Source organism: Streptomyces sp. NBC_00322 (genome assembly GCF_036147535.1).
In the GTDB taxonomy this organism is placed as follows: Bacteria; Actinomycetota; Actinomycetes; order Streptomycetales; family Streptomycetaceae; genus Streptomyces.
Window position 1 is genome coordinate 2,345,908 of record NZ_CP108019.1, and the last position, 23,597, is coordinate 2,369,504.

18 protein-coding genes and 1 pseudogene are annotated in these 23,597 nt (G+C 70.9%); 2 read left to right on the forward strand and 17 right to left on the reverse strand.

Going from position 1 to position 23,597, the window contains the following annotated elements; translation table 11 throughout:
• Positions 1-34: 34 nt before the first annotated feature.
• The 15 genes and pseudogenes from OG905_RS10580 to OG905_RS10650 all read right to left on the reverse strand — a co-directional run bounded on the left by OG905_RS10580 (position 35) and on the right by OG905_RS10650 (position 18,192).
• On the reverse strand, positions 35-2,506 hold the full coding sequence (locus OG905_RS10580; protein ID WP_328667481.1) for a vWA domain-containing protein: 2,472 nt from the start codon (positions 2,504-2,506) through the stop codon (positions 35-37).
• A 7-nt stretch (positions 2,507-2,513) separates the two neighbouring features.
• Positions 2,514-2,960, reverse strand: coding sequence for a Pycsar system effector family protein (locus tag OG905_RS10585; protein ID WP_266481952.1), 447 nt, complete (start codon positions 2,958-2,960; stop codon positions 2,514-2,516).
• A gap of 59 nt (positions 2,961-3,019) precedes the next feature.
• Entirely contained in the window at positions 3,020-4,444 is a 1,425-nt protein-coding gene (locus tag OG905_RS10590) for a hypothetical protein (protein ID WP_328667482.1), read from the reverse strand.
• On the reverse strand, positions 4,441-6,732 hold the full coding sequence (locus OG905_RS10595; RefSeq protein ID WP_328667483.1) for a hypothetical protein: 2,292 nt from the start codon (positions 6,730-6,732) through the stop codon (positions 4,441-4,443). Before OG905_RS10595 ends, OG905_RS10590 begins: the two co-directional genes overlap by 4 nt.
• Positions 6,729-7,550, reverse strand: coding sequence for a hypothetical protein (locus OG905_RS10600; RefSeq protein WP_328667484.1), 822 nt, complete (start codon positions 7,548-7,550; stop codon positions 6,729-6,731). The genes OG905_RS10595 and OG905_RS10600 overlap by 4 nt, the downstream gene beginning before the upstream one ends.
• Positions 7,551-7,627: 77 nt before the next feature.
• Positions 7,628-8,356 (reverse strand): Crp/Fnr family transcriptional regulator, encoded by a 729-nt coding sequence (locus OG905_RS10605; RefSeq protein WP_328667485.1) that lies wholly within the window; start codon positions 8,354-8,356, stop codon positions 7,628-7,630.
• Positions 8,357-8,627: 271 nt separating this feature from the next.
• Entirely contained in the window at positions 8,628-11,207 is a 2,580-nt protein-coding gene (locus tag OG905_RS10610; protein WP_328667486.1) for a polynucleotide kinase-phosphatase, read from the reverse strand.
• The gene (locus OG905_RS10615; protein WP_328667487.1) at positions 11,204-12,679 is read right to left on the reverse strand and encodes a 3' terminal RNA ribose 2'-O-methyltransferase Hen1; all 1,476 of its coding nucleotides are present in this window, start codon (positions 12,677-12,679) and stop codon (positions 11,204-11,206) included. Before OG905_RS10615 ends, OG905_RS10610 begins: the two co-directional genes overlap by 4 nt.
• Positions 12,680-12,782: 103 nt before the next feature.
• Positions 12,783-13,706: a homocysteine S-methyltransferase gene (gene mmuM / locus OG905_RS10620; RefSeq protein WP_328667488.1), complete on the reverse strand. Its 924-nt coding sequence runs from the start codon at positions 13,704-13,706 to the stop codon at positions 12,783-12,785.
• A 5-nt stretch (positions 13,707-13,711) separates the two neighbouring features.
• Positions 13,712-14,635, reverse strand: coding sequence for an LLM class F420-dependent oxidoreductase (locus OG905_RS10625; protein ID WP_328667489.1), 924 nt, complete (start codon positions 14,633-14,635; stop codon positions 13,712-13,714).
• Between the two features lie 358 nt (positions 14,636-14,993).
• Positions 14,994-15,488: pseudogene (locus OG905_RS10630) on the reverse strand (DUF6099 family protein); the annotation flags it as partial.
• 182 nt (positions 15,489-15,670) lie between these two features.
• A complete protein-coding gene (locus OG905_RS10635; protein WP_266481919.1) occupies positions 15,671-16,006 on the reverse strand; it encodes a nucleotide pyrophosphohydrolase in 336 nt (111 codons plus the stop codon).
• Entirely contained in the window at positions 16,003-17,199 is a 1,197-nt protein-coding gene (locus OG905_RS10640; protein WP_328667490.1) for an AAA family ATPase, read from the reverse strand. Before OG905_RS10640 ends, OG905_RS10635 begins: the two co-directional genes overlap by 4 nt.
• A gap of 56 nt (positions 17,200-17,255) precedes the next feature.
• Positions 17,256-17,654, reverse strand: a complete 399-nt coding sequence (locus OG905_RS10645; protein ID WP_142213204.1) for a cell division protein SepF — start codon at positions 17,652-17,654, stop codon at positions 17,256-17,258.
• A 106-nt stretch (positions 17,655-17,760) separates the two neighbouring features.
• The gene (locus OG905_RS10650; protein WP_328667491.1) at positions 17,761-18,192 is read right to left on the reverse strand and encodes a nuclear transport factor 2 family protein; all 432 of its coding nucleotides are present in this window, start codon (positions 18,190-18,192) and stop codon (positions 17,761-17,763) included.
• Positions 18,193-18,299: 107 nt separating this feature from the next.
• Here OG905_RS10650 and OG905_RS10655 point away from each other — a divergent pair, with 107 nt between their 5' ends.
• On the forward strand, positions 18,300-18,869 hold the full coding sequence (locus OG905_RS10655) for a PadR family transcriptional regulator (protein ID WP_328667492.1): 570 nt from the start codon (positions 18,300-18,302) through the stop codon (positions 18,867-18,869).
• 15 nt (positions 18,870-18,884) lie between these two features.
• Here OG905_RS10655 and OG905_RS10660 read toward each other — a convergent pair whose 3' ends face one another.
• Positions 18,885-20,063, reverse strand: coding sequence for an ROK family transcriptional regulator (locus OG905_RS10660; RefSeq protein WP_328667493.1), 1,179 nt, complete (start codon positions 20,061-20,063; stop codon positions 18,885-18,887).
• 159 nt (positions 20,064-20,222) lie between these two features.
• On the opposite strand from OG905_RS10660, the gene OG905_RS10665 reads away from it, so the two are divergent.
• Positions 20,223-21,698: an APC family permease gene (locus tag OG905_RS10665; RefSeq protein ID WP_328667494.1), complete on the forward strand. Its 1,476-nt coding sequence runs from the start codon at positions 20,223-20,225 to the stop codon at positions 21,696-21,698.
• Positions 21,699-21,900: 202 nt separating this feature from the next.
• Here OG905_RS10665 and OG905_RS10670 read toward each other — a convergent pair whose 3' ends face one another.
• Positions 21,901-23,595 carry a nickel/cobalt transporter gene (locus tag OG905_RS10670; RefSeq protein ID WP_328682161.1) on the reverse strand — a complete coding sequence of 565 codons (1,695 nt, stop codon included), beginning with the start codon at positions 23,593-23,595 and terminating at the stop codon, positions 21,901-21,903.
• Positions 23,596-23,597: the final 2 nt, after the last annotated feature.

The window sequence follows — 23,597 nt, forward strand, 5'->3', positions numbered from 1 at the left end:
CCCGTTGAGGCTGTCCGCGACAGCCCGTCATCACTCAGAAATTGGGGTCGAACCGGCGCGTGCCGGCGGGCTGTTCTCCACTACCGGCCGGGTCGGCCTCCGGGCGCGGGCGGTCCGGCGCATCGCCGCCACGGTCGGGCCTCGACCAGCGGCCTCGCGGCTGTGCGCTGCCCGCCTCGCCCTCGCCCTCGGTCCGTCCGCCGCCCCGGCTGCTGCCGGACCACCCGCCACGTCCGCGGCCCCGGCTGCTCCCGGACCACCCGCCACGTGAAGGCCGTGCGGCCGGAGCGCGCCGGTCGCGTACGACGAGCTCCAGGCCGTCGGCGATACCGGTGGCCTCGCCCGCGCGTACGGCGCTTTCGCGTCCCTGGGACGGGCGCAGCAGCAGCTCGCCCCCTCCGGTGCGCCGCAGCCGGTGGGCCCCGGACGCTCCGGGGGTACTGCGCTGCAGCGAGGGCGCGGCGCCCCTGGCCCGGTCCACGGTGAAGTGGAATTCGCCGCCGGTGCTCTGCCCCGACCGGATGGTGAGCTCATCGAGCGCCCGGCCATCCGTGCTCAACTCCAGCTGTACGCCGGACAGATCACGGCGCCGCCTGCGTGCCGCGAGACGTACGACCGCGAAGGCCGCGAGCAGCAGCGCCAGCGTCGCGCCGCCGGTCACCGGGCCCCACCAGCGGTCCCACCAGGTGGGCGGCGCCTCGACGCGGACATCGAGGAACGAGGTGTCGAGCACCCGTCCTTCGTCGCCGGTGTCGACGACCGTGATGCTTCCGCCCACCTCACCGAGCGGGGTGCCGGGGCCCAGCGAGAGGGTGAACCTGGCGCGGGTGCGCTCGCCGGGGGCCGCCGTGACGGTGGCCGGGCTGATACGCACCGCGGCGCCGGGCGACTGGTCGTCGAGGGCGAGGCGCAGGGTGTGCGGGCCTGTGTCGTTGTTGGTGACGTCGAGGGTGCCTTCGACGGTGTCGCCGGGGTGCACGGTCTTCCGCTCGACGGTCAGTCCCGCGGTGACCTTCTCGGCGCCCGAGGCGACGCGGGCGTGGAGGGGGCGGTGGTCGGCGGTGACCCCGGGAGCGGCCATCTGGGTGGTGAGTTCGAGATCGCCCGAGGCGCCGGCCGGCACGGTGAGCGTGCCCGTGAAGCGCACGTCCTGGGCCTGGCGGTCCGGTTCCCTGCCGTCGTCCGCGAGGCTCACGGTGACCGGCGCGAATCCTGTTCCGGACAGCCGCGCGGATACCTTGACGCCCGCCAGCTGGCTCGGGTCGGTGACCACGACGCCGCGCCTGGTCTGCATGCGTACCTCGACGACGGCACGCTCTCCCGCCCTCGGGGATGCCGGGTCCAGGGTCACCGCGGAACGCAGCCTGCCCTGCCAGATGGCGCGGACGGCGACCTCCCGGTCCCGGTGACCCTCGGGCGCCTCGACGTGGACGCGCCAGCGGCCCGGCAGCGGGTTCTTCACCCGCAGCGCCTCGACCGGTCCGTCCTGGCCGCTGGTCTCGAAGCTCGAGCCGTCGAACTCCCCCTGGGTGGGCACCTTTCGGCCGCTCGGATCGTAGTACGTGACCGACACCTTGGGGTCGTGCTTGCTGACGGTGATCGAGCCGTCGGTGGCGATCGGCGGGATCGTCACCGTCAGATTGGCCGGGGGCTTTCCGACCGTTCCTTGCGCGATCTGGGCGCAGCGGGCCGCTGCGAAGGTCTCCTGGAGCGCCTGGTCGATCTCCGCCGAGCTGTCCACCACGCGCATCCGGGGGGTGGCGCCGGGCAGATCGGCGCAGCCGTTGCGGTAGCCGCCCTCGGCCATCGCGGTCAGGGCCGCCTTGTCGATCTCGCTGCCGAAGCCGAGCGGCCAGATCTGGACGGACTCGCTGCGGGCGCGGGCGAGTTCTTCGGTCAGCCGCTTGGCGCCGTTGGCCTGGCGGCTGGCGGCGTCGGTGCCGTACTCCGGGCTGTCACTGACGTCGAGCTTGCCGTCGGTGAGCAGGAAGACGACCTTCGGGACGGCGGTGTCCGTGCCCTCGGACAGCCGGTCGACGGCCTGGCGCACCGCGGCCGGGAAGTCGGTTCCGGGGCCTGTGTGTTTGGGGTCTCTGTGGGACAGCTGCTGCACGCAGTCGCTCAGGCGCTGCCGTCCGGCGGCGTCGGCGACCGTCAGCCCGCACACCTCCCGCACCGGTGACTGTCCCGCCTTCTCGGAGCTGCCGAAACCGATGACGGCGGCGCGGGAACGCTCGGAGATCTCGCCCTGGCTGAGCAGCGCCGCCGCCTCCACCTCGCGTATCAGATCCTTGTCGGCGAGAGACTTCGACTGGTCGACGACCACGGCGAAGTCGATCGGATCCGGGCCTTCGGCCGCCGCGGCCGCCGCGGCTTTCGCCGCGCCGGGGGCCACGGCACGGGCGGGGGCGCGGGCGGGCTCCGTCGCCGTCGCGTTCAGCGGCCCGGACAGGGCCAGCAGCACACCGGTCACAACCAGCGCGCCCGCCTTGCTTCTCAGCTGCATCGTCTTCTCACCACAGTTCACTGAAGAGGGCCAGTAGCGCGCCGAGCGCGAGGGAACACACGCCCAGGCGCAGCCACCGGTATTTCGCGGCGAGCACAGCTCCGTGCACGCTCGCCTGGTCGAGCAGCCAGCCGGTGACGTCCTCGCCCGACGCGGCGAGGCGAGCCAGCAGTTGTTCGGACGTGGCGCGGGTCGCCAGGTCGCGCAGCAGGGTGCGGTCGGCGCCGATCCGGGTTCGCGGCAGGATCACGGCGACGAGCATCAGCACGCCCGCGCTCCAGAACAGTCCACCCACGACGAGAAGCGGCGGCACCGAGTCCGCGGCGGGCAGCGGGGTCTGCCCCTTGGAGGCCACGACGGCGAGGAAGGCGACGGCGCCGGAGAGCAGGATCGCCGCCTTCGTGTCGGCTCTGCCGATGTCCTCGCGGACCGAGGTCAGCAGACGTTCCGCCATGAAGCGGACATCCTCGGGCGCGGTGGGCCCCGGCCGGCCGGGCCCCAAGGCGCCGGAGCTCATTCGTCGTCCCAGTCGTCGAATGCCTCGCTGGGCTTGGCGGGACGGCGCCGGGACCGGCGCCGCTCGTCGAGGTCCCGTTCGGCGGCCGACTCCACCCGGGTCGGTTCGTACACATGCGGATCGCCCGGGCCCGCGGCGTAACCGTCCGGCGAACCGTCCGGCGAACCGGTTCCCGAATCGGAACCCGAATTGTCGCGCGAACCGGAGCCCGAACCGAGCCCGGCCGGTGCCTCCTCGTCCCACCCGGCCGGTGCCTCCTCGTCCCAGGAGGGCCGCCGCGGCTCCGGCCGCATCGCCCGTTCCTCGAGCGCGGGGCGCTGCGCGCCCGACCGGGGCAGCACATGGTCGACGACTCCGCCGAGCACACCGCCGGTGCTTTCCCGCAGGAACTGCAGCACCTCGTACATCGGCTCCCCGATGTCGTGACGCTCCAGGACGCCGCTGTCGATGAGCCGGTTGAACACCGCGAGGAAGTCGGCCTGGCCATCACGCTTCTCCTGCCGGATCGCGCGCCGGATCTCCCACTGCTTGTCGGGGTTCTGCGCCATGTGGTGCGCGATCTCGGCTTCCTCGCCGCGGCGCAGCAGGATCTCCAGTTCACGGGCCCGTTCGGCGACCATCCGCCGTTCGGCCGCGTCCTCGTACTGTTTCTGAACGTTCTGCTGGACCACCGTGTTGAGATCGATGAAGACATGGACCCAGGTGCGCAGGCCGAGGTCGCGGCCCAGGACCAGTCGGCCGGCCCGCAGTTCCTCCCGTACCGCCTCGTCCGCGCGCTGCGCATCGGTGAGTGCGAATCGCCGCGACACGGCGCGCAGCCCGTCGAGAAGTTCGTCGTGCAGCAACTCGGCGACGTCCCAGACCCGTTGGGTGACCACCACATAGGGGTCCGTGACCTCCCAGTGCACCTTCGCCGACGCGTCGAAGAAGATTCCGTCTCCCGAGGCGGGCAGCCGGAGGTCGAACTCGGTGACGTTCCGGCCGAGAAGCACCTCGAACACGGTGTAGGCGCGGCTGAGCAGCCACCGCCTCTCGTGGTTCTCGCGGCGCCCCGGCCACACCACGCTGTGTCCGCCGTTGCCGTACATCACGACCGCCACGATCTGGCCGCTGCGGCGTCTGTACGGCGGCGAGCACTCGCGTACGAGTGGCCCCTTGGGACGCTCCCGGTGCTGCTCCCGGTCCTTGTCCCGGTCCATATCCCTGTCCCTGTTCCCGTCCCGGTTCCCGTCCTGCTCCGCGCGCTGCCACGGGCGCTGTTCCCGGTTCTGCGCCGGGTTCTGCGCCCGGTTCCGCTCCTGCGGCGGCTGCGCGGGCTGCCCCTGGCGCTGCTCCTGCTGCGGTCTTTGGTTCTGCTTCCACTCCCAGCCCTGGTTCTGCTTGGCCGCCGCCGGCTCCTCGTCCTCCCCGCGTGTGGTCATCGCTCAGCTCCTTCACCCACGGCGTCCCACATCCGCCCCGCTGCCGCCTTGTCCATCGGCCTGTCGCGGTCCCCGACGAGGTCCGCCAGCAGACTCCGCAGCCGGTCGCGGTCCCTGCGCGTCGTGGCGAGCAGCGGCAGGAACCCGCAGACCAGCCCGAGCGCCTCCTCATTGCGGGCGGCCCGGCGCAGCAGGCTGCTCAGCTCGTCGAGCGCCGTCCCGCCGGCGCGGGCGGTGGACACGGCGCGCCGCACCAGGGCCGCCAGATCCGGCGCGAGCTCCGGCCGGGTCGCCAGCAGCGCGACGAGCAGCGGCTGTGCGTCGTACGGCTCGAGTTCGGGGACCTCGTCAAGGCCCCAGAGGTAGGTGGTACGCATGGTGAGCGTCCCAATCATGGAGATCAGCACAAGATCGACGAGCTTGCGGCGCCCGTCCTCCAGCCAGTCGACGAGCCGTTCGACGACCGTCTCGGGCTCACCGGACGCAAGGAGCCGCATGACGCTGAATGACGCTGTGCCGATCACGGCGGCGTCCTCGTCGTCGAGCTTGCGCACCACGCTCGCCAGCGCGTCGAGCGAGGACCTGACCGATCCGGCCGGCAGGGCATAGCCGTGGGCCAGCACGGCCGTGTCGCGCAGCGAGTCGTCCTCGCTCTTCGCCCACTCCTTCACCAGCGCCTTGACAGCAGGCTGCACCTTCGGCTCGCGCGCCGCCTCGGCGAGCGCCGTGGCCGCCGCCATCTGCGGGACGATGCCGTCCAGCGTGGCCATGGGGCGCACCAGTTCACCGAATCCGTAGATCCAGTCCCACGAGCACAGAACACCGGCCGCGATGGAGGCGCGCACCCACACCTCGGGGCGCGGGTCGTCGCACAGGACCCGCAGCCAGCGGGCCATGGGGCCGCGCACATTGTGGTAGCCGTGCCACACCTCGCGGAGCACGGCGGTCGCGAGCGCCTCGCCCTGGAAGCGGATGGCCCGCATGGGGACCTTGGCATCTCCGAGGTCGAGTTCACCGTCCTCCAGCACGGAGCGGGCGACCATCGGGCGGATCTCGGCATGAGTGCCGAAGAGCCGTCGCCCCGTGGGCTCTTCGGGGTCGAGGGTCACCGCAAGCTCCCAGGCCAGCAGTTCGGCGGCCTCCGCCGTGAGGCTGTAGGGAGAGCCGTTGAACACGGCCACGGCGATACGGAAGGCGGCGGCGCTCAGCGTCGGCTGCGCCTCGGGAAGGGTGCCGGGCCGGTCGGCCCCCGCGAACCACGCGCGTGCCTGTGCCCGGACGAAGGAAGCACAGTCGTCGAGCAGTTGCTCGTCCGTCAGCTCGCCCTTCTGGCGGCGCGCCAGATGGTCGGCGAGCCGGGCGGCTTCCCGGGGCCGCAGCTCGTCGAGGCCGAGTGCCTCGGTCACATCGGTACGAACGGCCAGCGCCCGCGCGCTTTCCAGGGCACCGTCCGGCTCGCCCTTGAGCAGCACCCGCAGGTGGCGGTGGAGCACCTCATCGGCGGGGGCGGGCGGGCAGTACATGCCGTAGCGGCCGCGGAGCACCCGGTCGGCCAAGTCTCCGCTCTCGATCAGCACCACTCCGTACGCATCGGCCTTGCGCAGCAGTTCGGCGAAGCGGTCGAGGTGAAGCTCGGAGAGGCGGCTGGGCCTACGGGTTTCCCTGCGGTGCTCGCCCCGGCCGCGCTCGGGTTCGCGCCGCCCGTCGTCCTGCGGCAGCTCCAGCAGATGCCCGGCCGCGCTCTCGATCATCTGCTCGTTGATCTCGTGCACCGCGTGAGTGGGGTCGAGGCGGGTGACCTGGTTGCCCGTCAGCTCGGAGAGCAGGGCGAGCGCGGTGGCCTTGCGGCCGCTGCCGGGTTCGCCGCACAGCACCAGAAGGCCGTCGGTGCGCAGCAGTTGCTTCATCCGGTGGTAGCCGGAGGCCTCGCAGTAGACGTCGGCGAGCTGTTTCAGCGTCTCCTGCGGGACCCTGCCCTGGACCACGGGCTGACTGTCGGGGCCGAACTGGCCGATGAAGAGATTGCCCTCATACACCTGGCCGTCGCCGCGGATGTCGTACGTGCGCTCGGCACGGCCGGGCGCGAAGGTGCGCCGGGCGGCGTGCGCGGTGCCGGCGCCGCCGGTGCCGCCCGCGCCGCCGAGGGGGTTGCGTCCGGCCTTCTCGAAGGGGTTGGCCTCGGGCTGCTGCGGCTCGCCCGAGTCGCCGCTGTTCTCGGAGGCGGAGGACTGCGGCTGCGGTTCCTCGCTCTTTTCGTCCTGGGGCTGGGCCTCGTCCTCGTCGCTCATGCGGCGTCGCCTCCCGTGCCCGGGCGGTCTTTGCGGATGCCGGTGAATCCACCGTGGATCTTGTTGCCCTTGAAGATCTGCATGTCTCCCTGGGCGTTGTACTGCTGCGTCGGCGTCGGCGTCGGCTTCGTCGGCGGCTCATCGCCCGCTGCGGGGTTCACTTCCGGCGGGGAAGGAGGCGGTGGGCCGTCCCCCTTCGGCCCACCGCCGGTCTGATGCCCGGCCGGACCGCCGAGCGGCGGCTCCGGCCGGCGGGGAATGAGGAACCATGCCGCCTCGTCGGTCTCCTTGTTCTTCACCGGCGCCTGGCGGTAGTGGCCCGGCTCGACATAGCGCCCGCCCTCGGCGACCACATTGGCGTACAGCCAGTCGGAGACCACGATCAGCAGGTCGGCGTCGGCGGCGTTGGTCATGACCCGCTTCGCCGCGGCGCTGTCGCACAGCCGGCAGGCGAGGTCCACCGCGCGTCCCACAAGGCCTTTGCCGTCGTTGAGGACGAGGCCCGCGTTCATGCCGACACGTAACCGCAAGCGCTGTGCGCTGCCGTCGTTGAGCTCCCGCAGGCTCTCGTAGAGGGTGTCGACCCACCTGCCGACCATGAGGGTCGGCGGCACCTCGGGCTGCAGGGCCGCGAGTATGCCGTCCCCCCTGTCCTCCTGGTGAACCCGGCCCGGCTCGATGCCGACGGATGCGTAAGCCTCCGCGAACGCCTCGTACATCGCGGCGCGCATGCGCTTCTTGGCTTCCAGGCCCAACTCCCCCGAACCACAGGCGTCTCCGAAGACGACCAGTCTGTGGACGGCTCCCGCACTGCTCACTGGGACTCCCTGCGTGTGCTGTGGCGCTTGGTGACAGGACAACTCTTGCCGCGCTCGGCAACCGGCGATGTAGCCGTTTACACAGCCGGCGGAGATTTCTCCGACGGACGTGTCCCCGGTGGCTGCCCCCGGCCCTGGGCGAGCAGCAGGAGCACCTGAAGATCGGTGACGATCACTTGGCGATTGGCTGTACGGACGACGTCCTGCTCCCTGAGCAGGCGCAATGCCTTGGCGACCGCCTCCCGGGTCGCTCCTATGGCTGCCGCCAGGTCGTGCTGCGGCAAGGGAAGTTCGAGCACGATGCCTTCGTCGGCACGGCGACCGGCCCGCTCGGCGAGCTCGACGAGGCGGGCGGCCAGCCGCTGCAGGACGGTCCCGGAGGCGAGGGAGCGGCGCTCGATGTCGGAGCTGCGCAGCCTGGTGCTGAGCTGACGCATGATCAGCGATGTGGCGTGCGGCCGGGCGGCGAGGAAGCCCCGGAAACGCACGCCGGACACGGCCACCGCGTCCACCCGGCCGAGTGCGGTGACGGTGGCGCTGCGAGAACCCTGGTCGACGGCGGCCTGATCACCCACGACCTCGCCCGCGCCGCGCAGCGCGAGGATGAGCCGGGCGCTGCGCTCCGTCTCGACCGAGACGACGGCCCATCCGGAGAGCAGCGCCAGCACATAGGTCGTGGTGTCCCGTTCGCGGATCATCACGTCGCCGGGTTCGTAGGTACGGGGTGCACCCTCGGCAAGCAGCGCCCGGCGGTCCTGAACGCTGAGGGCTTCGAGGAACGAGCGGTCCTGGCCGAACAGACTCATCGCTCCCCCACAACGATCCATCTGGCCCTTTTCCGGGGGACCACGGCTTCTGTCGGTGTGTGCTTCCTCCCACGTCAAGTGGCGTTCTCAGCCTCAGAGTTGATGTCACGTCACACAGCGGGGTGGGTGAAAAACGCTAGGTGTCCCGGCACTTGAGCGTCAACGAGAAACCGGCGTGCGCCCCTCACCCGCACCCGTGCGCCCCTCGTACCGTCGATCAGGAGTCCGATTAGGATGTCCGGCGGATCCAGCCCGATCCGCCGGACACCCCTCAGAGGCGGGGGTCGACCGGCTCCGACTCCAGTGCCAGCACCGCGAACACCGCTTCGTGGACCCGCCACAGCGGCTCCCCGCCGGCAAGCCGGTCCAGGGCCTCAAGCCCCAGCGCGTACTCCCGCAGCGCCAGCGAGCGCTTGTGGTTCAGGAACCGGTTGCGCAGCCGTTCCAGGTTCTCCGGGCGGGTGTACTCGGGGCCGTAGATGATCCGCAGGTACTCGCGGCCGCGAACCTTGATGCCCGGCTGCACGAGCCTGCCCTTGCCGTCCCGCGAAAGGGCCTGCAGCGGCTTGACGACCATGCCTTCGCCACCCCTGCCGGTCATCTCCAGCCACCAGTCGACTCCGGCGCCGACCGAGGCCTCGTCGGCTGTCTCGACGAGGAGGCGACGGGTGACCTGGAGCAGACCCGTCGGGTCGTGCTCCACCAGCCGGTCCAGCCACGCCAACTGCTCGTCGTGCGGCACGGAGGCGAGCGAACGCCCCTGCACGGCGAGAATCTGGAACGGCGCGAGACGCACCCCGTCCAGCCCCTCGGTCGTCCAGCAGTAGCGCCGGTACGACTCGGTGAAGGCAGCGGCGTCGGCGGCCCGGTCGCGCTGCTTGGCGAGCAGCGCGTCCACCGGGACGCCGCGTGCGACGGCCGCTTCGAGGGCAGCCGTGGCGCCCGGGAAGACGGCGCCGGATGCGGCTCCCACCGCCGCGTACTGCGAGCGCAGCAGCCCGGACGCCTTGAGCGACCAGGGCATCAGCTCGGCGTCCAGCAGAAGCCAGTCGCACGCGCCGGAGGCGCTGTCGGATGCGGCCAGTTCCTGCCAGAGCCCGGCCGCCGTGACGGCCGTGCGCAGCCGGTCGAGGATCTCCTCGGTGACCGAGGGGTCGTCGAAGAACGGTCGTCCGGTACGGGTGTGCAGCGCGCCCGTGGGGCCGTCGACCCCGAAGCGCTCCCGCGCCGCCCCGGCGTCACGGCAGACCAGCGCCACCGCCCGGGAGCCCATGTGCTTCTCCTCGCACACGACCTTGGCGATGCCGTCCGCCCGGTACTGGGCGAAGGCCTCGGCCGGGTGCTCCAGATAGCCCTCCTCCTTCGAGGTCGCGGTCGGCGACATCGTCGGCGGCAGGTAGGTGAGCAGCCGCGGGTCGACCGCGAAACGGCTCATGACTTCGAGCGCCGCCGCGGCGTTCTCCTCGCGCACGCCGATGCGGGCCATGTGCCGGGTCTCCACGACCCGGCGCCCCTGCACATCGGCGAGGTCGAGCGGCCTGCCTTCGCGACCGCCCGGAGCCTCGGTGCCGAGCGGCTTGGCCGGCTCGTACCAGACCTTCTCGGCCGGTACGTCGACGAGCTCGCGCTCCGGCCAGCGCAGCGCGGTCATCTTGCCGCCGAAAACCGCTCCGGTGTCCAGGCAGATGGTGTTGTTGATCCATGAGGTGTTGGGCACGGGTGTGTGGCCGTAAACCACTGCGGCCCGGCCGCGGTAGTCCTCCGCCCACGGGTAGCGCACGGGCAGGCCGAACTCGTCGGTCTCGCCGGTGGTGTCGCCGTACAACGCGTGCGAGCGGACCCGTCCCGAGGTGCGCCCGTGGTACTTCTCGGGCAGACCGGCGTGGCAGACGACGAGCTTGCCCTCGTCGAGGACGTAGTGGCTGACGAGTCCGTCGATGAACTCCCGTACCTGCTCGCGGAAGGCGTCGTCCTCCTTCTCCAGCTGCTCGATGGTCTCGGCCAGTCCGTGGGTGTGCTGGACGTTCCTGCCCTTGAGCCAGCGTCCGAGCTTGTTCTCGTGGTTGCCCGGCACGCACAGAGCGTGGCCGGAGGCGACCATGCTCATCACACGGCGCAGGACGCCGGGGCTGTCGGGTCCCCGGTCGACCAGGTCACCCACGAAGACGGCCGTACGGCCTTCGGGGTGTGCTCCGTCCACATAGCCGAGCTTGGCGAGCAGGGTCTCCAGCTCGGAGCTGCAGCCGTGGATGTCGCCGATGATGTCGAAGGGGCCGGTGAGATGGGTGAGGTCGTTATAGCGGCGCTCCAGGACGACCTCGGCGGCCTCGACCTCCTCCACGCTGCGCAGGACGTGCACCTTGCGGAAGCCCTCGCGCTCCAGGCCGCGCAGCGAACGACGCAGTTCGCGGCGGTGGCGCTGGATGACATGACGGGGCATCCCGGCCCGGTCGGGGCGCCCGGCATTGCGCTCGGCGCACACCTCCTCCGGCAGATCGAGGACGATCGCGATCGGCAGCACGTCGTACTCGCGCGCCAGCCGCACCAGCTGCTTGCGGCTCTCCGGCTGGACGTTGGTGGCGTCGACGACGGTCAGCCGTCCGGCCGCGAGGCGCTTGCCCGCGATGTAGTGCAGTACGTCGAAGGCGTCGCCGCTCGCGCTCTGGTCGTTCTCGTCGTCGGCGACGAGGCCGCGGCAGAAGTCCGAGGAGATGACCTCGGTGGGCTTGAAGTGCTTGCGGGCGAAGGTGGACTTGCCCGATCCGGTGGCGCCGACGAGGACGACGAGGGACAGGTCGGTCACCGGGAGCCTGCGCTTCACGGGCGCGGTGGTCGTGGCGGACGTGGTCATGCGGCCTTCGCCTCCTTCTCGGTCTCGGTCTTGTCGTTTCTGCTGAACACAGCCATCTGAGTGGGCGGCCCCACCTCGGGGTCGTCGGACCCCACGGCCACGAACTCGACGTCGTAGCCGTCTCGTTCGGCCACCGCCCCGGCCCATGCGCGGAACTCCGCACGCGTCCACTCGAAGCGGTGGTCGCCGTGGCGGACATGCCCGGCGGGGAGCGTCTCCCAGCGCACGTTGTACTCGACGTTCGGCGTGGTCACGATCACCGTCTGCGGCCGTGCGGATCCGAACACCGCGTACTCCAGCGCGGGCAGCCGCGGCAGATCCAGGTGCTCGATGACCTCGCTCAGTACGGCCGCGTCATAACCCGCGAGCCGCTTGTCGGTGTACGTGAGCGAGCCCTGGAGCAGCGTGACCCGCGCGGCCTGCCGCTCGCCCATCCGGTCCAGCTTCAGCCGCCGCCCGGCGATGGTGAGCGCACGCACCGAGACGTCCACCCCGACGATCTCGGTGAAGCGAACGTCCTTGAGCAGCGCCTGCACCAACTGGCCCTGGCCACAGCCCAGGTCGAGCACCCGGCTCGCCCCGGCACCGCGGAGCGCCTCGAGAATCGCGTCCCGCCGCTGCTCGGCCAGCGGCACCGGCTTCTCTTCCGTATCGGTCGTCTCGTCCACGGCGTTGTCGACGGCCTCGACCTCCAGGTCGTCGGTCTCGGCGAGCCGTACCAGCTCAAGGCGCTCCATCGCCTGCCGCGTCAGCCCCCAGCGCCGGGACAGATAGCGGCTGGTGATCAGCTTCTGCTCGGGGTGCTCGGCCAGCCAGCCCTCGCCGGCGCGCAGCAGCTTGTCCACCTCGTCGGGCGCGACCCAGTAGTGCTTGGCGTCGTCGAGCACCGGCAGCAGGATGTACAACTGCCGCAGCGCGTCGGCGAGCCGCAGCTCCCCCTCCAGCACCAGCTGTACGTAACGCGAGTCGCCCCACTGCGGGAACTTCTCATCCAGCGCGACCGGCTCCACCTCGACCGATGTCCAGCCCAGCGGCCCGAAGAGCTTGTGGACCAGCTCGGCGCCACCGCGCGCGGGCAGCGCGGGCACCTCGACACGCAGCGGCATCGGGGCCTCGGCCCGCCCGGGCAGCGCGGCGCACACGCCTCGCAGGGCGCTCTTGAACACACTGCTCAGCGCGACCGCCAGCAGCGAGGACGCGGCGTAGGGCCGGTCGTTCACGTACTGCGCGAGCGCCGAATCGGGCGCTCCACCGCGGCCCTTCCCCTTGCCGCGCCGCACCAGCGCCACCGGATCCACCTCCAGCAGCAGCGCGGCCGTGCAGCGCTCGGCGGACGCCTCGGGATAGAAGACATGCGCCGTGCCGTGCGAGGTGGAGAACGTCTGCGCCTTGTCGGGATGCTTGTGCAGCAGAAAACCGAGGTCGGTCGCGGGACGCTCTGGGGTACCGGTCGTACTGATCGTCAGGAACACGCGTCCGAGTATGGCTGGATTCACCCGTCCCGACCAGGGAATTCCCGCCGCGTGCGGGCAGCCCGGGGCGCGCTGTCCGACACGCACCGCGCCCCCCGCGTCCCTACCGGCCGCCGCCCTCGGTGACCTCCGTGACGGCCCTCGCGAGCTGGGCGATCTGCCCCGGCCCCACCCGGCAGCAGCCGCCCACCAGCCGGGCCCCGGACCCCAGCCAGTCCCGCACCCTGCCCGGGTCGTACGTCGACCCGCCCCGCCACCTCCTTTCCTCGGCGTTCCACCGCTCCCCACTGTTCGGATAGACAACGACCGGCTTGGCGGTGACCGCCGCCGCCAGCTCCACCGCGCGGTCCGCGTCGTGCGGATCGCAGCAGTTCACCCCCACCGCGATCACCTGGTCGCGTCCTGCGGCAAGGGCGAAGGCCGCCGCCAGCTCCTGCCCGGCCCGGGTGCGCTCGCCGGTGATCGTGTACGAGAGCCAGACCGGCAGCCCGTACGCGTCCACCGCCCTCAGCAGGGCCTCCGCCTCGTCCATGTCCGGCACCGTCTCCAGCGCGAGCACATCGGGGCCCGCCGCGACGAGGGCCTCGATCCTCGGCCGGTGGAAACGCTCCAGCTCCCGCACGGACAGCCCGTACCGCCCCCGGTACTCGCTGCCGTCAGCCAGCATCGCCCCGTACGGCCCGACCGATGCCGCGACCCACACCTCGTGCGGAACCAACTCACCTGCAGTGTGCGCCAGTTCAACACTGCGGGCGAGCAGCCCCGCCGCCTCCTCCCGTGCGACTCCACGCCGCTCGAAGCCCTCGAAGGTGGCCTGGTAGCTGGAGGTGATCAGCACCTGCGCACCCGCCCGCACGTAGGCCGCGTGCGCCGTCTCGATCTCGCGGGGATCGTCGGCGAGCAGCCGCGCCGACCAGAGCTCGTCGGACAGATCGCAGCCCTGTGCCTCCAGCTGGTTGGAGAGGCCGCCGTCGAGGACGACGACACCTTCGGCCAGGGCGGAGGCGAGGAGGCGGGCGGGGCGCACAGGGATCAGCTCAGCTGGGACTGGACCTGGGCCGAGATCAGCTCCAGATGCTCGAGGTCGTCGAGGTCCAGGACTTGGAGGTAGATACGGGACGCACCGATCGCGCCGTACCGCCCGATCTTGTCGACCACCTCGTCGGGCGAGCCGGCCAGGCCGTTCGCCTTCAGTTCCTCCACCTCCCGTCCGATGGCGGCGGCGCGGCGCGCCACCTCTGCGTCGTCCTTGCCCACGCAGACGACCAGGGCGTTGGAATACACCAGGTCGTCCGGGCCACGCCCGGCCGCCTCAGCGGCGGCGCGGACCCGGCCGAACTGCCGCTCGCTGTCCTCGATCGAGGCGAACGGGATGTTGAACTCGTCGGCGTACTGCGCGGCCAGTCTCGGGGTGCGGGTCGCCCCGTGCCCGCCGATCAGCACCGGCACCTTCCCCTGGACAGGCTTGGGCAGCGCGGGCGAGTCGGCGAGCTGGTAGTGCCTGCCCTCGTACGAGAAGGTCTTGCCGGTCTCCGTGCCCCACAGCCCGGTGACGATCGCCAGCTGCTCCTCCAGCCGCGCGAACTTCTCCTTGGGGAACGGAATGCCGTACGCCCTGTGCTCCTCCTCGAACCAGCCCGCGCCGAGGCCAAGCTCGACCCGGCCGCCCGACATCTGATCGACCTGGGCGACCTGGATGGCCAGCACTCCCGGCAGCCTGAACGTGCCCGCGGTCATCAGCGTGCCGAGGCGGATCCGCTTGGTCTCCCGGGCCAGCCCGGCCAGGGTGATCCAGGCGTCGGTCGGTCCGGGCAGTCCGTCGGCGGACCCCATGGCGAGATAGTGGTCGGAGCGGAAGAAGGCGTCGAATCCGAGGTCCTCGGTGGCCTTGGCAACGGTCAGCAGGGTGTCGTAGCTCGCCCCTTGCTGGGGCTCGGTGAAGATTCGAAGATCCATGCATCCATCCTGCACCTTCGAACGGCCGCCAACCCCACGGTCCTGGCCAGACCCGCACTGGCCCGGTCGGGTGAGAGTCCTCAGCCCGGCGGCGCCCGCTGCCCATCGCGCAGTGCGTCCGACCTCACGACGACCGCGCCGACGCGTCCACCGCATCGACGGATATGCCCGCGCCGTCCGCCGAGCTGGACGAGCCCGGAAGTCCGGATGAGCCCGGAAGTCCTGAGGAGCCTGGCGGGCCCGAGGAGCCCGACCGTCCGGGGGAGCCCGGCGCTCGGGAAGGGGCCGGCGGGCCCGACGGCTCCCGCACCCCGGTCACCCTCGGCACCTTCGACGCCACGGGAGCCTCCCGCACCTCCGGCGCAGGCGCCGGACCCGCTCTGCCCAGGACAGCTTCGGGAGGCCTGTCGCCGTCCCGCACCGTGAGCCGCCGCAGCATCCCGCGTACCCGGTCGCTCGACTCGTCGGCGGCGTCGATCGCCTCGATGCACTGCCAGTACAGCCCCTCCTCGTCGGTGGAGCACGCGACCCCGACCAGGGCGATGCCCACATCCGCCAGCAGCACACTCAGCCCGATCAACGTCCTGCGCGCATCCGCCACTTCGGACAGCTGCGCGGCCCTGACCCCGCCGCTGCGCACCATCGGATGGTCGAGCACTCCGCACCCGCGTCCACCGATCTCACAGAGCCCTCTTGCCTCACCTCTCAACTCCGGCGGTCCGTACGCCGCCAGCCTGCTTCCGATCGCCTGGGCGAGGGCCTGTGCCTGCCACGCCTCCGCCACGATGTCGGGCACTTCACGGCTCTGCGCCAAGGCGTGCCGACTGAGCCCGATGAGCCGCTCCGCGTCCATGTGTACGCCGCCCCCGTTCGTACGACTTACTGCCCACTCAGTTCATTACCCAGAGTGAAGGCGGTTGAGCCTGAAAGCCAGGGGAATTCGGAAATCTGTGGACACCAAGGCCGTTGTGGATAACTCGACAACTCCATAGAGTGACGGCGCCCTGATTGCCGGGGTATGAGACCCGCCCGGAATCACTTCGCCGGGAAGCGAATCTCGTTCCGGTCGATCTTTTCGGAGAGCGCCGCCAGCACGTCGATGCCGAGCACCTCGCAGAACTGCAACAGATACGCGAGCACATCGGCGACCTCGTCCCGCACCCGGTGCGCCGAGTCCTCCTTGTCCATCACCCGGGCCGACTGCTCGGGGGTGAGCCACTGGAAGATCTCGACCAGTTCGGAGGCCTCGACGCTCAGCGCCACCGCCAGATTCTTCGGGGTGTGGTACGGCTCCCAGCCCCGCGCCGCCGCGAACTCCGCGAGCCGGCGCTGCAACCCCGCCACATCCAGTCCGTCGTCTTCTCTCGTCACGTAACCAGGTCTACCACCGTCACACCGTCCACTCCGCGCGCATACGACGCGTCGGCGACGGCCCCCACCAGCCGGACATGCCCCCTCGCCGCCATCTCCACGCCCAGTGCCACCAGTTGGCGCGTCTGCCGGGGATCCATGCAGCGGTCGAATCCGTCCGCGAGCACCGTGAGCGCCTGGTACGCGGCCGGGACCTCGGCAGCCTGGTCCATGGCCAGCACCCCCGGCCCGGTGAGCAGCACCAGGGCCAGGGCCAGATATCTCAACTCGCCTTCCCCGAGCCGCCCCACGGGGGTCGCGACGCGCGCTCCGCCCCGGCCCAGCAGCGCCCGTACCGTCCCGTCGCCCAAGTCCTCGACGGCCAGCTCCTCCACGGCGCCCGCGCACCCCACCCGTGCCGCCGCGGCCAGCCGCGCGTGCCGGATGGCGCACTCGCTCCGCGTCCGGTGCAGCACCTCGGCGAGGTTGTCGCAGCCGCGCCGCAGCCGTCCCTCGCCCGCCGCGACCGGCTCGCGCATCCGGTGCGGCTGCGGATCGCAGGCGAAGACCGACCTCAGCGCGACGACGACCTGTTCGGCGGCGGCAAGCACCTGTAACTGGCCCTGGGTCTTACCGGCCACGCGCAGCGGCAGCAGCGCCGTGCCGAGCCGGTCGTCCGGGAGCGGTGCGCGCGTGACCGCGACCGCGCCGGCCGTGTGCCATGCCGCCTGCACCGTGGACCGTCCGGGATCGCGCAGCGCGGTGGCCAGCAGGATCCGTCCGCAGCTGGTCAACCGTTCGCCGACGACCCGCAGTTCGGGCTCGGCCTGCACGGCGAGGTCGAGCTGTACCGGACCGGCCGGGCCGTCGACCGTGCAGCCGATCCTGAATCCCCGCCGCCCCTGCCCGTCGGCCCCGGCCGACTCCGGCACACATGCCGAGGGTTCGGGGAAGACGCTTTCGAGTTCCTCGCCCGCGCCCAGGCGTGCCAGTGCCTCGAACGCCTGCAGGGCACTCGATTTGCCGCTGCCGCTGGCGCCCGCGAAGAGCGTCAGCGGACCGAGGGGGAGGGTCGCGCCCCGGTGGGCCCTGAAGGCGGAGAGCCGCAGTTCGATGACGGTGGGGCGGGCGCTGTTCGCGCCGGTGGGCGGCGTGTGTGCGGGTCGGGTGCGTACCGGCGTGAGCGGGGGCCCTGCGGGGGAGGTCGCGTTCATGATCGGGACGGTACGCAGCGTGCAGCGCGCGGAACCGTTCCCTCTGCACGACCTTCCTACGAACGGGGGACTGCGGCGGCCGCGATCCCTTCGACCTCCGTGCCGATCGGCGCAAGGAGGAAGACGTTACGGTCGACCCGGTGCATCCCGCTGCCCAGTCCGAAGACGACTCCGCTGCTGAAGTCCAGGATGCGCTTGGCGACTTCGGTGTCGGCGCCGGTGAGATCGAGCAGCACCGGGATCTGCGCGACGAGGTATTCGGCGACCTCGCGCGCGTCGGCGAAGACCTGGACCCGCAGGACGACGAAACGACGCTGCTCGGCCGCCGCGTAGTCCTGCGGAACCGTGCGGTGGTCGACTCGCGAGGGCCACTCGTTACGGCTGCGCAGCGGGACGACCTGGGCCAGCCCCTCCCACTGCTCGTCGGTGACGTCGTACCTCTCGTACCTACTCATGCGCACCATCCTCGCGCCCCTCACCCGTTCGGCTCAACAGCGACACGGGCGAGTCGGGCATGGATCGATGCGCGCGAATCGGCATCGGACCGATGCGGGCGCCGGGTCAGCCCGCGGCAGGGTCGGGGACGAGGCCGGCGGCGACCAGGCCCGCGAAGACCGCGTCCCTCATGACCTCGACAGCGGACAGCGGACGGACCATCACGGTGAACTCCTTGATCAGGCCTGCCTCGTCGAACTGCAGGAGATCGAGGCCGTGGATCTCCTTGCCGTTCACGACGGCCCGGAAGATCAGGATCTCCGAGGGGGTCTCGTCGCCGTCCGTGCTGGTCTGCGCCGTGCCGGCGAGCTGTCCGACGTAGCGGAAGTCCTCGAAGGTGCGCAGTAGGACGCCGAGGAGACCGAGCACCATCGGCCGCCCTTCGAAGGGGGTGAATTTCACCGGGCTGTAGAAGCGGATGTCCTCGGTGAACAGGTCTTCCAGTGCACTGAGATCCCGCTTCTCCACGGCGGCGCGGAAGCGTTCGGCAGTCTCCATGATTCCTCCTGATGCCCAGATTCTTACTGGGACCGATTACTCAAGAATCTGATTAGTCACTTTCTTGAGTATCATGCGGACAGAGACCGAGGGAAGGGGCTGCCGCGATGGCTTTGCGACATGCCGTGCTGGCGGCGCTGCTGGACGGCGAACACAGCGGCTACCAACTGGCCAAGGCGTTCGACGTCGGCGTCGCGAACTTCTGGCATGCCCTGCCTCAGCAGCTCTACGCCGAGCTGGCCCGGCTGGAGAAGGACGGGCTGGTCGCAGGTCGCCAGGTGGTGCAGGAAACCCGGCCCAACAAGCGCCTGTTCACCGTCACCGACGCAGGTCTCGCCGAGCTGGAACAGTTCGCCGCGACCGCGTCCAAGCCCTCCTTCATCCGCGACGACCTGCTCGTCAAGGTCCAGGCCGCCGACCGCATCGGCACCGGGCCGGTGATCGAACAGCTCGAAGAGCGCGCGTCCGTCGCAGCCGCCAAGATCGAGCTCTTCGGCAAGCTTCTGCGCAAGATGCGCGGCGAGATGGACGAGGAGGAGTTCCTGCGCCGGGGCGAGCGGATCGGGCCGTATCTGACCTGTCTGCGCGGTCTGGCCTTCGAGGAGGACAACCGCGCCTGGTGCCTGCGGATCGCGGCCGTTCTGCGCGAACGGCAGCCGGACCGCGCACAGTTGTGAGTCGTACGAGACTGCTCAGGCCGGCCCGCGCCGTTCGAAGACCAGGTCCCGCGCCGTGCCCAGGGCCGTGGCCACGGCCCCCAGCAGCACCGCGTCCTCGCCCAGTACGCTCGGCGCGACCTTCGGACGCAGTGGCGTAAGGGACTTGAGCGTGTCCTGCACGGTGCGCAGCAGCAGGTCCGCGCTGTGACCGACGCCTCCGCCGAGTACGACGAGATCGGGGTCGAGGACCGCGGCCACCGCGGCGACGGTGTGGGCGAGCCGTTCGCCCTCCTGACGGACCGCCTTGACCGCAGCGGGGTTGTCGCGGCGCGCCGCGTCGAAGACGTCCTTCGCGGTCAGCGGTCCCGTCATGCCGAGCGCGCGGGCGGCCTCGACGACGGCCTCGCCCGAGACCGCGTCCTCCAGGGTGTCGGGCTTGTGCCGGCCGGGCCACGGCAGGAAACCGATCTCGCCGGCGCCTCCGTGCGCGCCGGTGAACAGGCGCCCCTCGCTGACGATGCCCATGCCGAGTCCGGTGCCGATCATCACGTAGACGAAGAGCCTGCTTCCGGAGCCGACACCGAAGGTGTACTCGCCCAGTGCCGCGAGGTTGGCGTCGTTGTGGACGGCGAGCGGTACGCCCAGCTGCTCGCGCATCCGGTCGAAGAGCCCGGCGCGGCCCCAGCCCGGCAGATGCAGGGCATAGCGCACGCGGTGCTGTTCCTCGTCGTACACGCCCGGCGTGCCGACCACGGCCTGGGCGACCTTGTCCGTATCGACTCCGCTCTCGGCGACGACCCGGTGGGCGGTGGCGACGACCAGGTCGGCCATGGTGGCCGAGGTGCGGGCGCGGTTGCGTACGTCGGTACGGGTGACGACCGAGCCGTCCAGATCGGCGAGCGCGACCCGCAGCCAGTCGCGGCCGATGTCGATGCCCAGCGCGTATCCGGCGGCCGGGTCGGGGGCGTAGAGGACGGCGACGCGGCCGCGTTCGGGGGCGTGGGTGCCCGCTTGCCGTACCAGGCCTGCCTGTTCCAGCGCGGCGAGGGCGCTGGAGACGGTGGGTTTCGACAGGCCGGTCTCGCGAGCGAGCTGAGCCCGCGAGGCGGCTCCGCCAGTTCGCAGCCGGTCGAGCAGCAGTCGTTCGTTGGTGCTGCGCAGTCGCTGCCGGTTCCAGCGCTGCTCGGCGCTCTCCTCGCTGCTGGTGGTCATGCCGTCATTCTCACGCATCCCCTGACGACCTCTTGACGAGCAAAGTAAAGCTCCTTAACTTAATCACACCCGGCGCCGCCGTGCATCCCTGCTTCGGTGAAGTACTGGCGAATCGGCCACAACTCCCCGCCCCGCCACCTGAGATCAGGGAGGCCTCCCTTGTCCAAAACCCCGCCGCCCGCCGACGGCTTCGTGCGCCGCATCGGCCCCTTCCAGGCGACCGCCATCAACATGAGCCAGATGTGCGGCATCGGGCCGTTCGTCACCATCCCCCTGATGGTCGCCGCCTTCGGCGGGCCGCAGGCCGTCATCGGCTTCGTCGCCGGCGCGGTGCTGGCTCTCGCCGACGGCCTCATCTGGGCCGAACTGGGCGCGTCCATGCCCGGATCCGGCGGCAGTTACGTGTATCTGCGCCAGGCCTTCCAGTACCGGACCGGCAAGCTCATGCCGTTCCTGTTCGTATGGACGGCCATGCTCTTCATCCCGCTGATCATGTCGACGGGCGTGGTGGGCTTCGTCCAGTACCTCGGCTACCTCGCGCCCGGCATGGGCAGGACGACCGGCGACCTGACAGGCCTCGGCGTCATCGCCCTGGTGATCGTGCTGCTGTGGCGCGGCATCGAGCACATCGCCAGGATCAGCGCCGTCATGTGGACCGTCATGATCGCCTCGGTCACGCTGGTGATCGCGGCGGCGGCCTCCGACTTCAGCGCCGATCTGGCCTTCACCTACCCCGCGCACGCCTTCGAGTTCACCAGCAACACCTTCTGGATCGGCTTCGCCGCGGGCCTGACGATCGGCATCTACGACTACCTCGGCTACAACACGACCGCGTACATGGGCGCTGAAGTCAAGGATCCCGGCCGTACACTGCCGCGCTCGATCATCTTCTCGATCCTCGGCATCATGGCCATCTATCTGCTGCTGCAGATCGGCACCCTCGGCGTCATCGACTGGCACCGGATGACCGACCCCTCGGACATCGCCTCGACCTCCGTGGCCTCCGCCGTCCTGGAGGAGACCTGGGGCAAAGCAGCCGCCGACATCGTCACCGTCCTCATCCTCATCACGGCCTTCGCCTCCGTCTTCGCCGGACTCCTCGGCGGATCGCGGGTGCCCTACGACGCGGCACGCGAACGGGTCTTCTTCCGCCCGTACGCCAAGCTCCACCCCAAACACCGCTTCCCGATGCTGGGCCTGGCCACGATGGGCGTCGTGACGGCCATCGGCTTCCTCATCGGCCGCCACACCGATCTGGCCACCCTCATCCAGCTGCTGACCACGGTGATGGTGATCGTCCAGGCCCTGGCCCAGGTGGTCGCCCTCACCGCCCTGCGCAAACGACAGCCAGGACTGCGCCGCCCGTACCGGATGTGGCTCTACCCGCTGCCGAGCATCATCGCCCTGGTGGGCTGGCTGGTCATCTACGGATACGCCGACAAGAACTCCCCGGGCCGCCACCCCATCGAATGGTCACTGGCGTGGCTGGCGCTCGGCTGCGTGGCGTTCGTGGCGTGGGCGCGGTACGAAAAGGTGTGGCCCTTCGGGCCCAAGGAGATCTCCGAGGACTACCTCGCCCGGCAGGACAGCGGGGCCGATCCGCAGGACAGCGGCACGGAAACGGTCACGGCCTGACTGCCGGGGCAAGGGCTTTCGGCACCGCGGGACGAAGCCTCGACCCGCGGTGCCGTCTGATCGGGCGCCGGCGAAGCCGCGCGTCAGTGCCCTTGTCCGCAGGCTCAAGGATCGCCACGCACTCCACGTGATGCGCCATCGCTAAGAGTTCACGAGGACGACCGAAGACCCGCGGGTGTCACAACGCTCGTGATCAATACAGCTAGAGCGCCCCGCTGAGGGCTCGCAGAGTGAGGCCCGTTCCGACGATGACCACGAGCACCGCGGTCAGGACCGGGGAATGCCGGGCGGCCCAGGTGATACGGGTCAGGCGGCCGGCGGCCAAGGCGGAGTCCAGCCGGTCGCGGAGCCGGACGAGCAGGATTCCGGCAGCGGTGAGGGTGGCGGCCATGCCAAGGCCGTAGCCGAGCACGAGCAGGATCCCGAAGGTGGTACGGCCGAGGGCGATGGCGCCCAGCAGGACAACGAGGGCGGAAGGGCTCGGGACAAGCCCCCCGGCGATGCCCATGCCGACAAGCCCTCGCCGTGTGATGCCCTCCCCCCAGGTGTGCGTGTGGCCGTGCGCGTGCGGGGCGGCTCCATGACTGTGCCTGTGTCCGTGATGCCCGTGCCGGTGGGGGGTGGGGATCGTGGGGCCGACGGGTTCGGGCGGGGCAACCAGCGTGACCGTGTCGCGGTGGAGCGCCGCCGTCGCCGTCGTGGGAGTCGACGGCGACGGAGACGGGTTGTGATCACCGCTGTGGGGGCTGTGGGGCTGTCCCCCGGCCGGGTCCGGGTCCGGGTCCGGGTCGCCGTCCGATCGCGCCTGCGTGCCCACCTTAGGTACGTGATGGCTGTGTGTATGCGGCGTCCCGTGCCGGTTGCGCCAAGAACTGCGGAGCAGGGCGACGCCCAGCACGGTCACCAGGAGCCCGCTGGCCAGTCCCAGCCATGCGAGGAGGGTTTCTCCCGCCAGGCCGGTGCTCACCGAGAGCAGCAGGCCGAGCCCCAGGACACCGGCGCTGTGGGTGAAGGTGACCGTGGCGCCGACGGTGACGGCATCGCGTACGCTGCCGCGCCGTCCCGCGAGGTACGCGGCCATGATGGTCTTGCCATGGCCCGGCATGGCCGCATGGGAGACGCCCAGAACGAGGGAGAGCAGCAGGGCGAGCAGGCCGACGCCGGCCGACAGATGCCGGGCGCCGACCAGGCTGTTGAACACGCCGGTGAGGCGCTCCAGACCCGCGGTGAGAAAGCCGGCCGCGGGTACGGCGGGGGCCGTGCCGGACGCGGCGGCCGCGCCCGGCACGGTCTGCAGTACTACGGTCCGCTGGTCCAGGGGAGCCGCGAGCAGATCATTGGGGTAGGACCGCAGTTCGTCGCTCACCGAGCGCTGGGACACGGGCGACCGGATCAGCCGGACCCCGTAGCCGGTAGCGGTGATCTCGTGCCATCCGATGCGTGTCGCGTCGAATCGGTCGTCGAACCGCACCCGGGCTGCGGTGTCCAACCGGGCGGCCGCGGTGAGTTCGCAACTCAACCGGCTTGTGGAGAGCCCTGCGGCGCCGGGCCGGTAGCGGAAGTCCTGAGCCGTGACGCGCCAGCGCAGGGGGCCGTTCCCGGCGGTGGCGTACAGCGAGCGGGCCAGTTCCGCGCAGGACGACGCGGCATAGGCAGCGGATTCGGCAGCGTCGGCGCGACCGTCGTGGTTCGCGTCCACGCGTGCGCGTTCCTGGAGGGCGGCGATCTCGGCGCGGTCGATGACGGCGGAGTTCTCCACGTGATCGGGGTACAGACGCAGCCCGTTGTAGTGATTGACGGTGAAGTTGCCCAGGGGGTGGGCTTCGGCGGCGGGCGCGCCGGCGACCATGACGCCGGTGAGCGCGGCGGCTGCCAGGGCGGCGGCACGCGGGTACATAA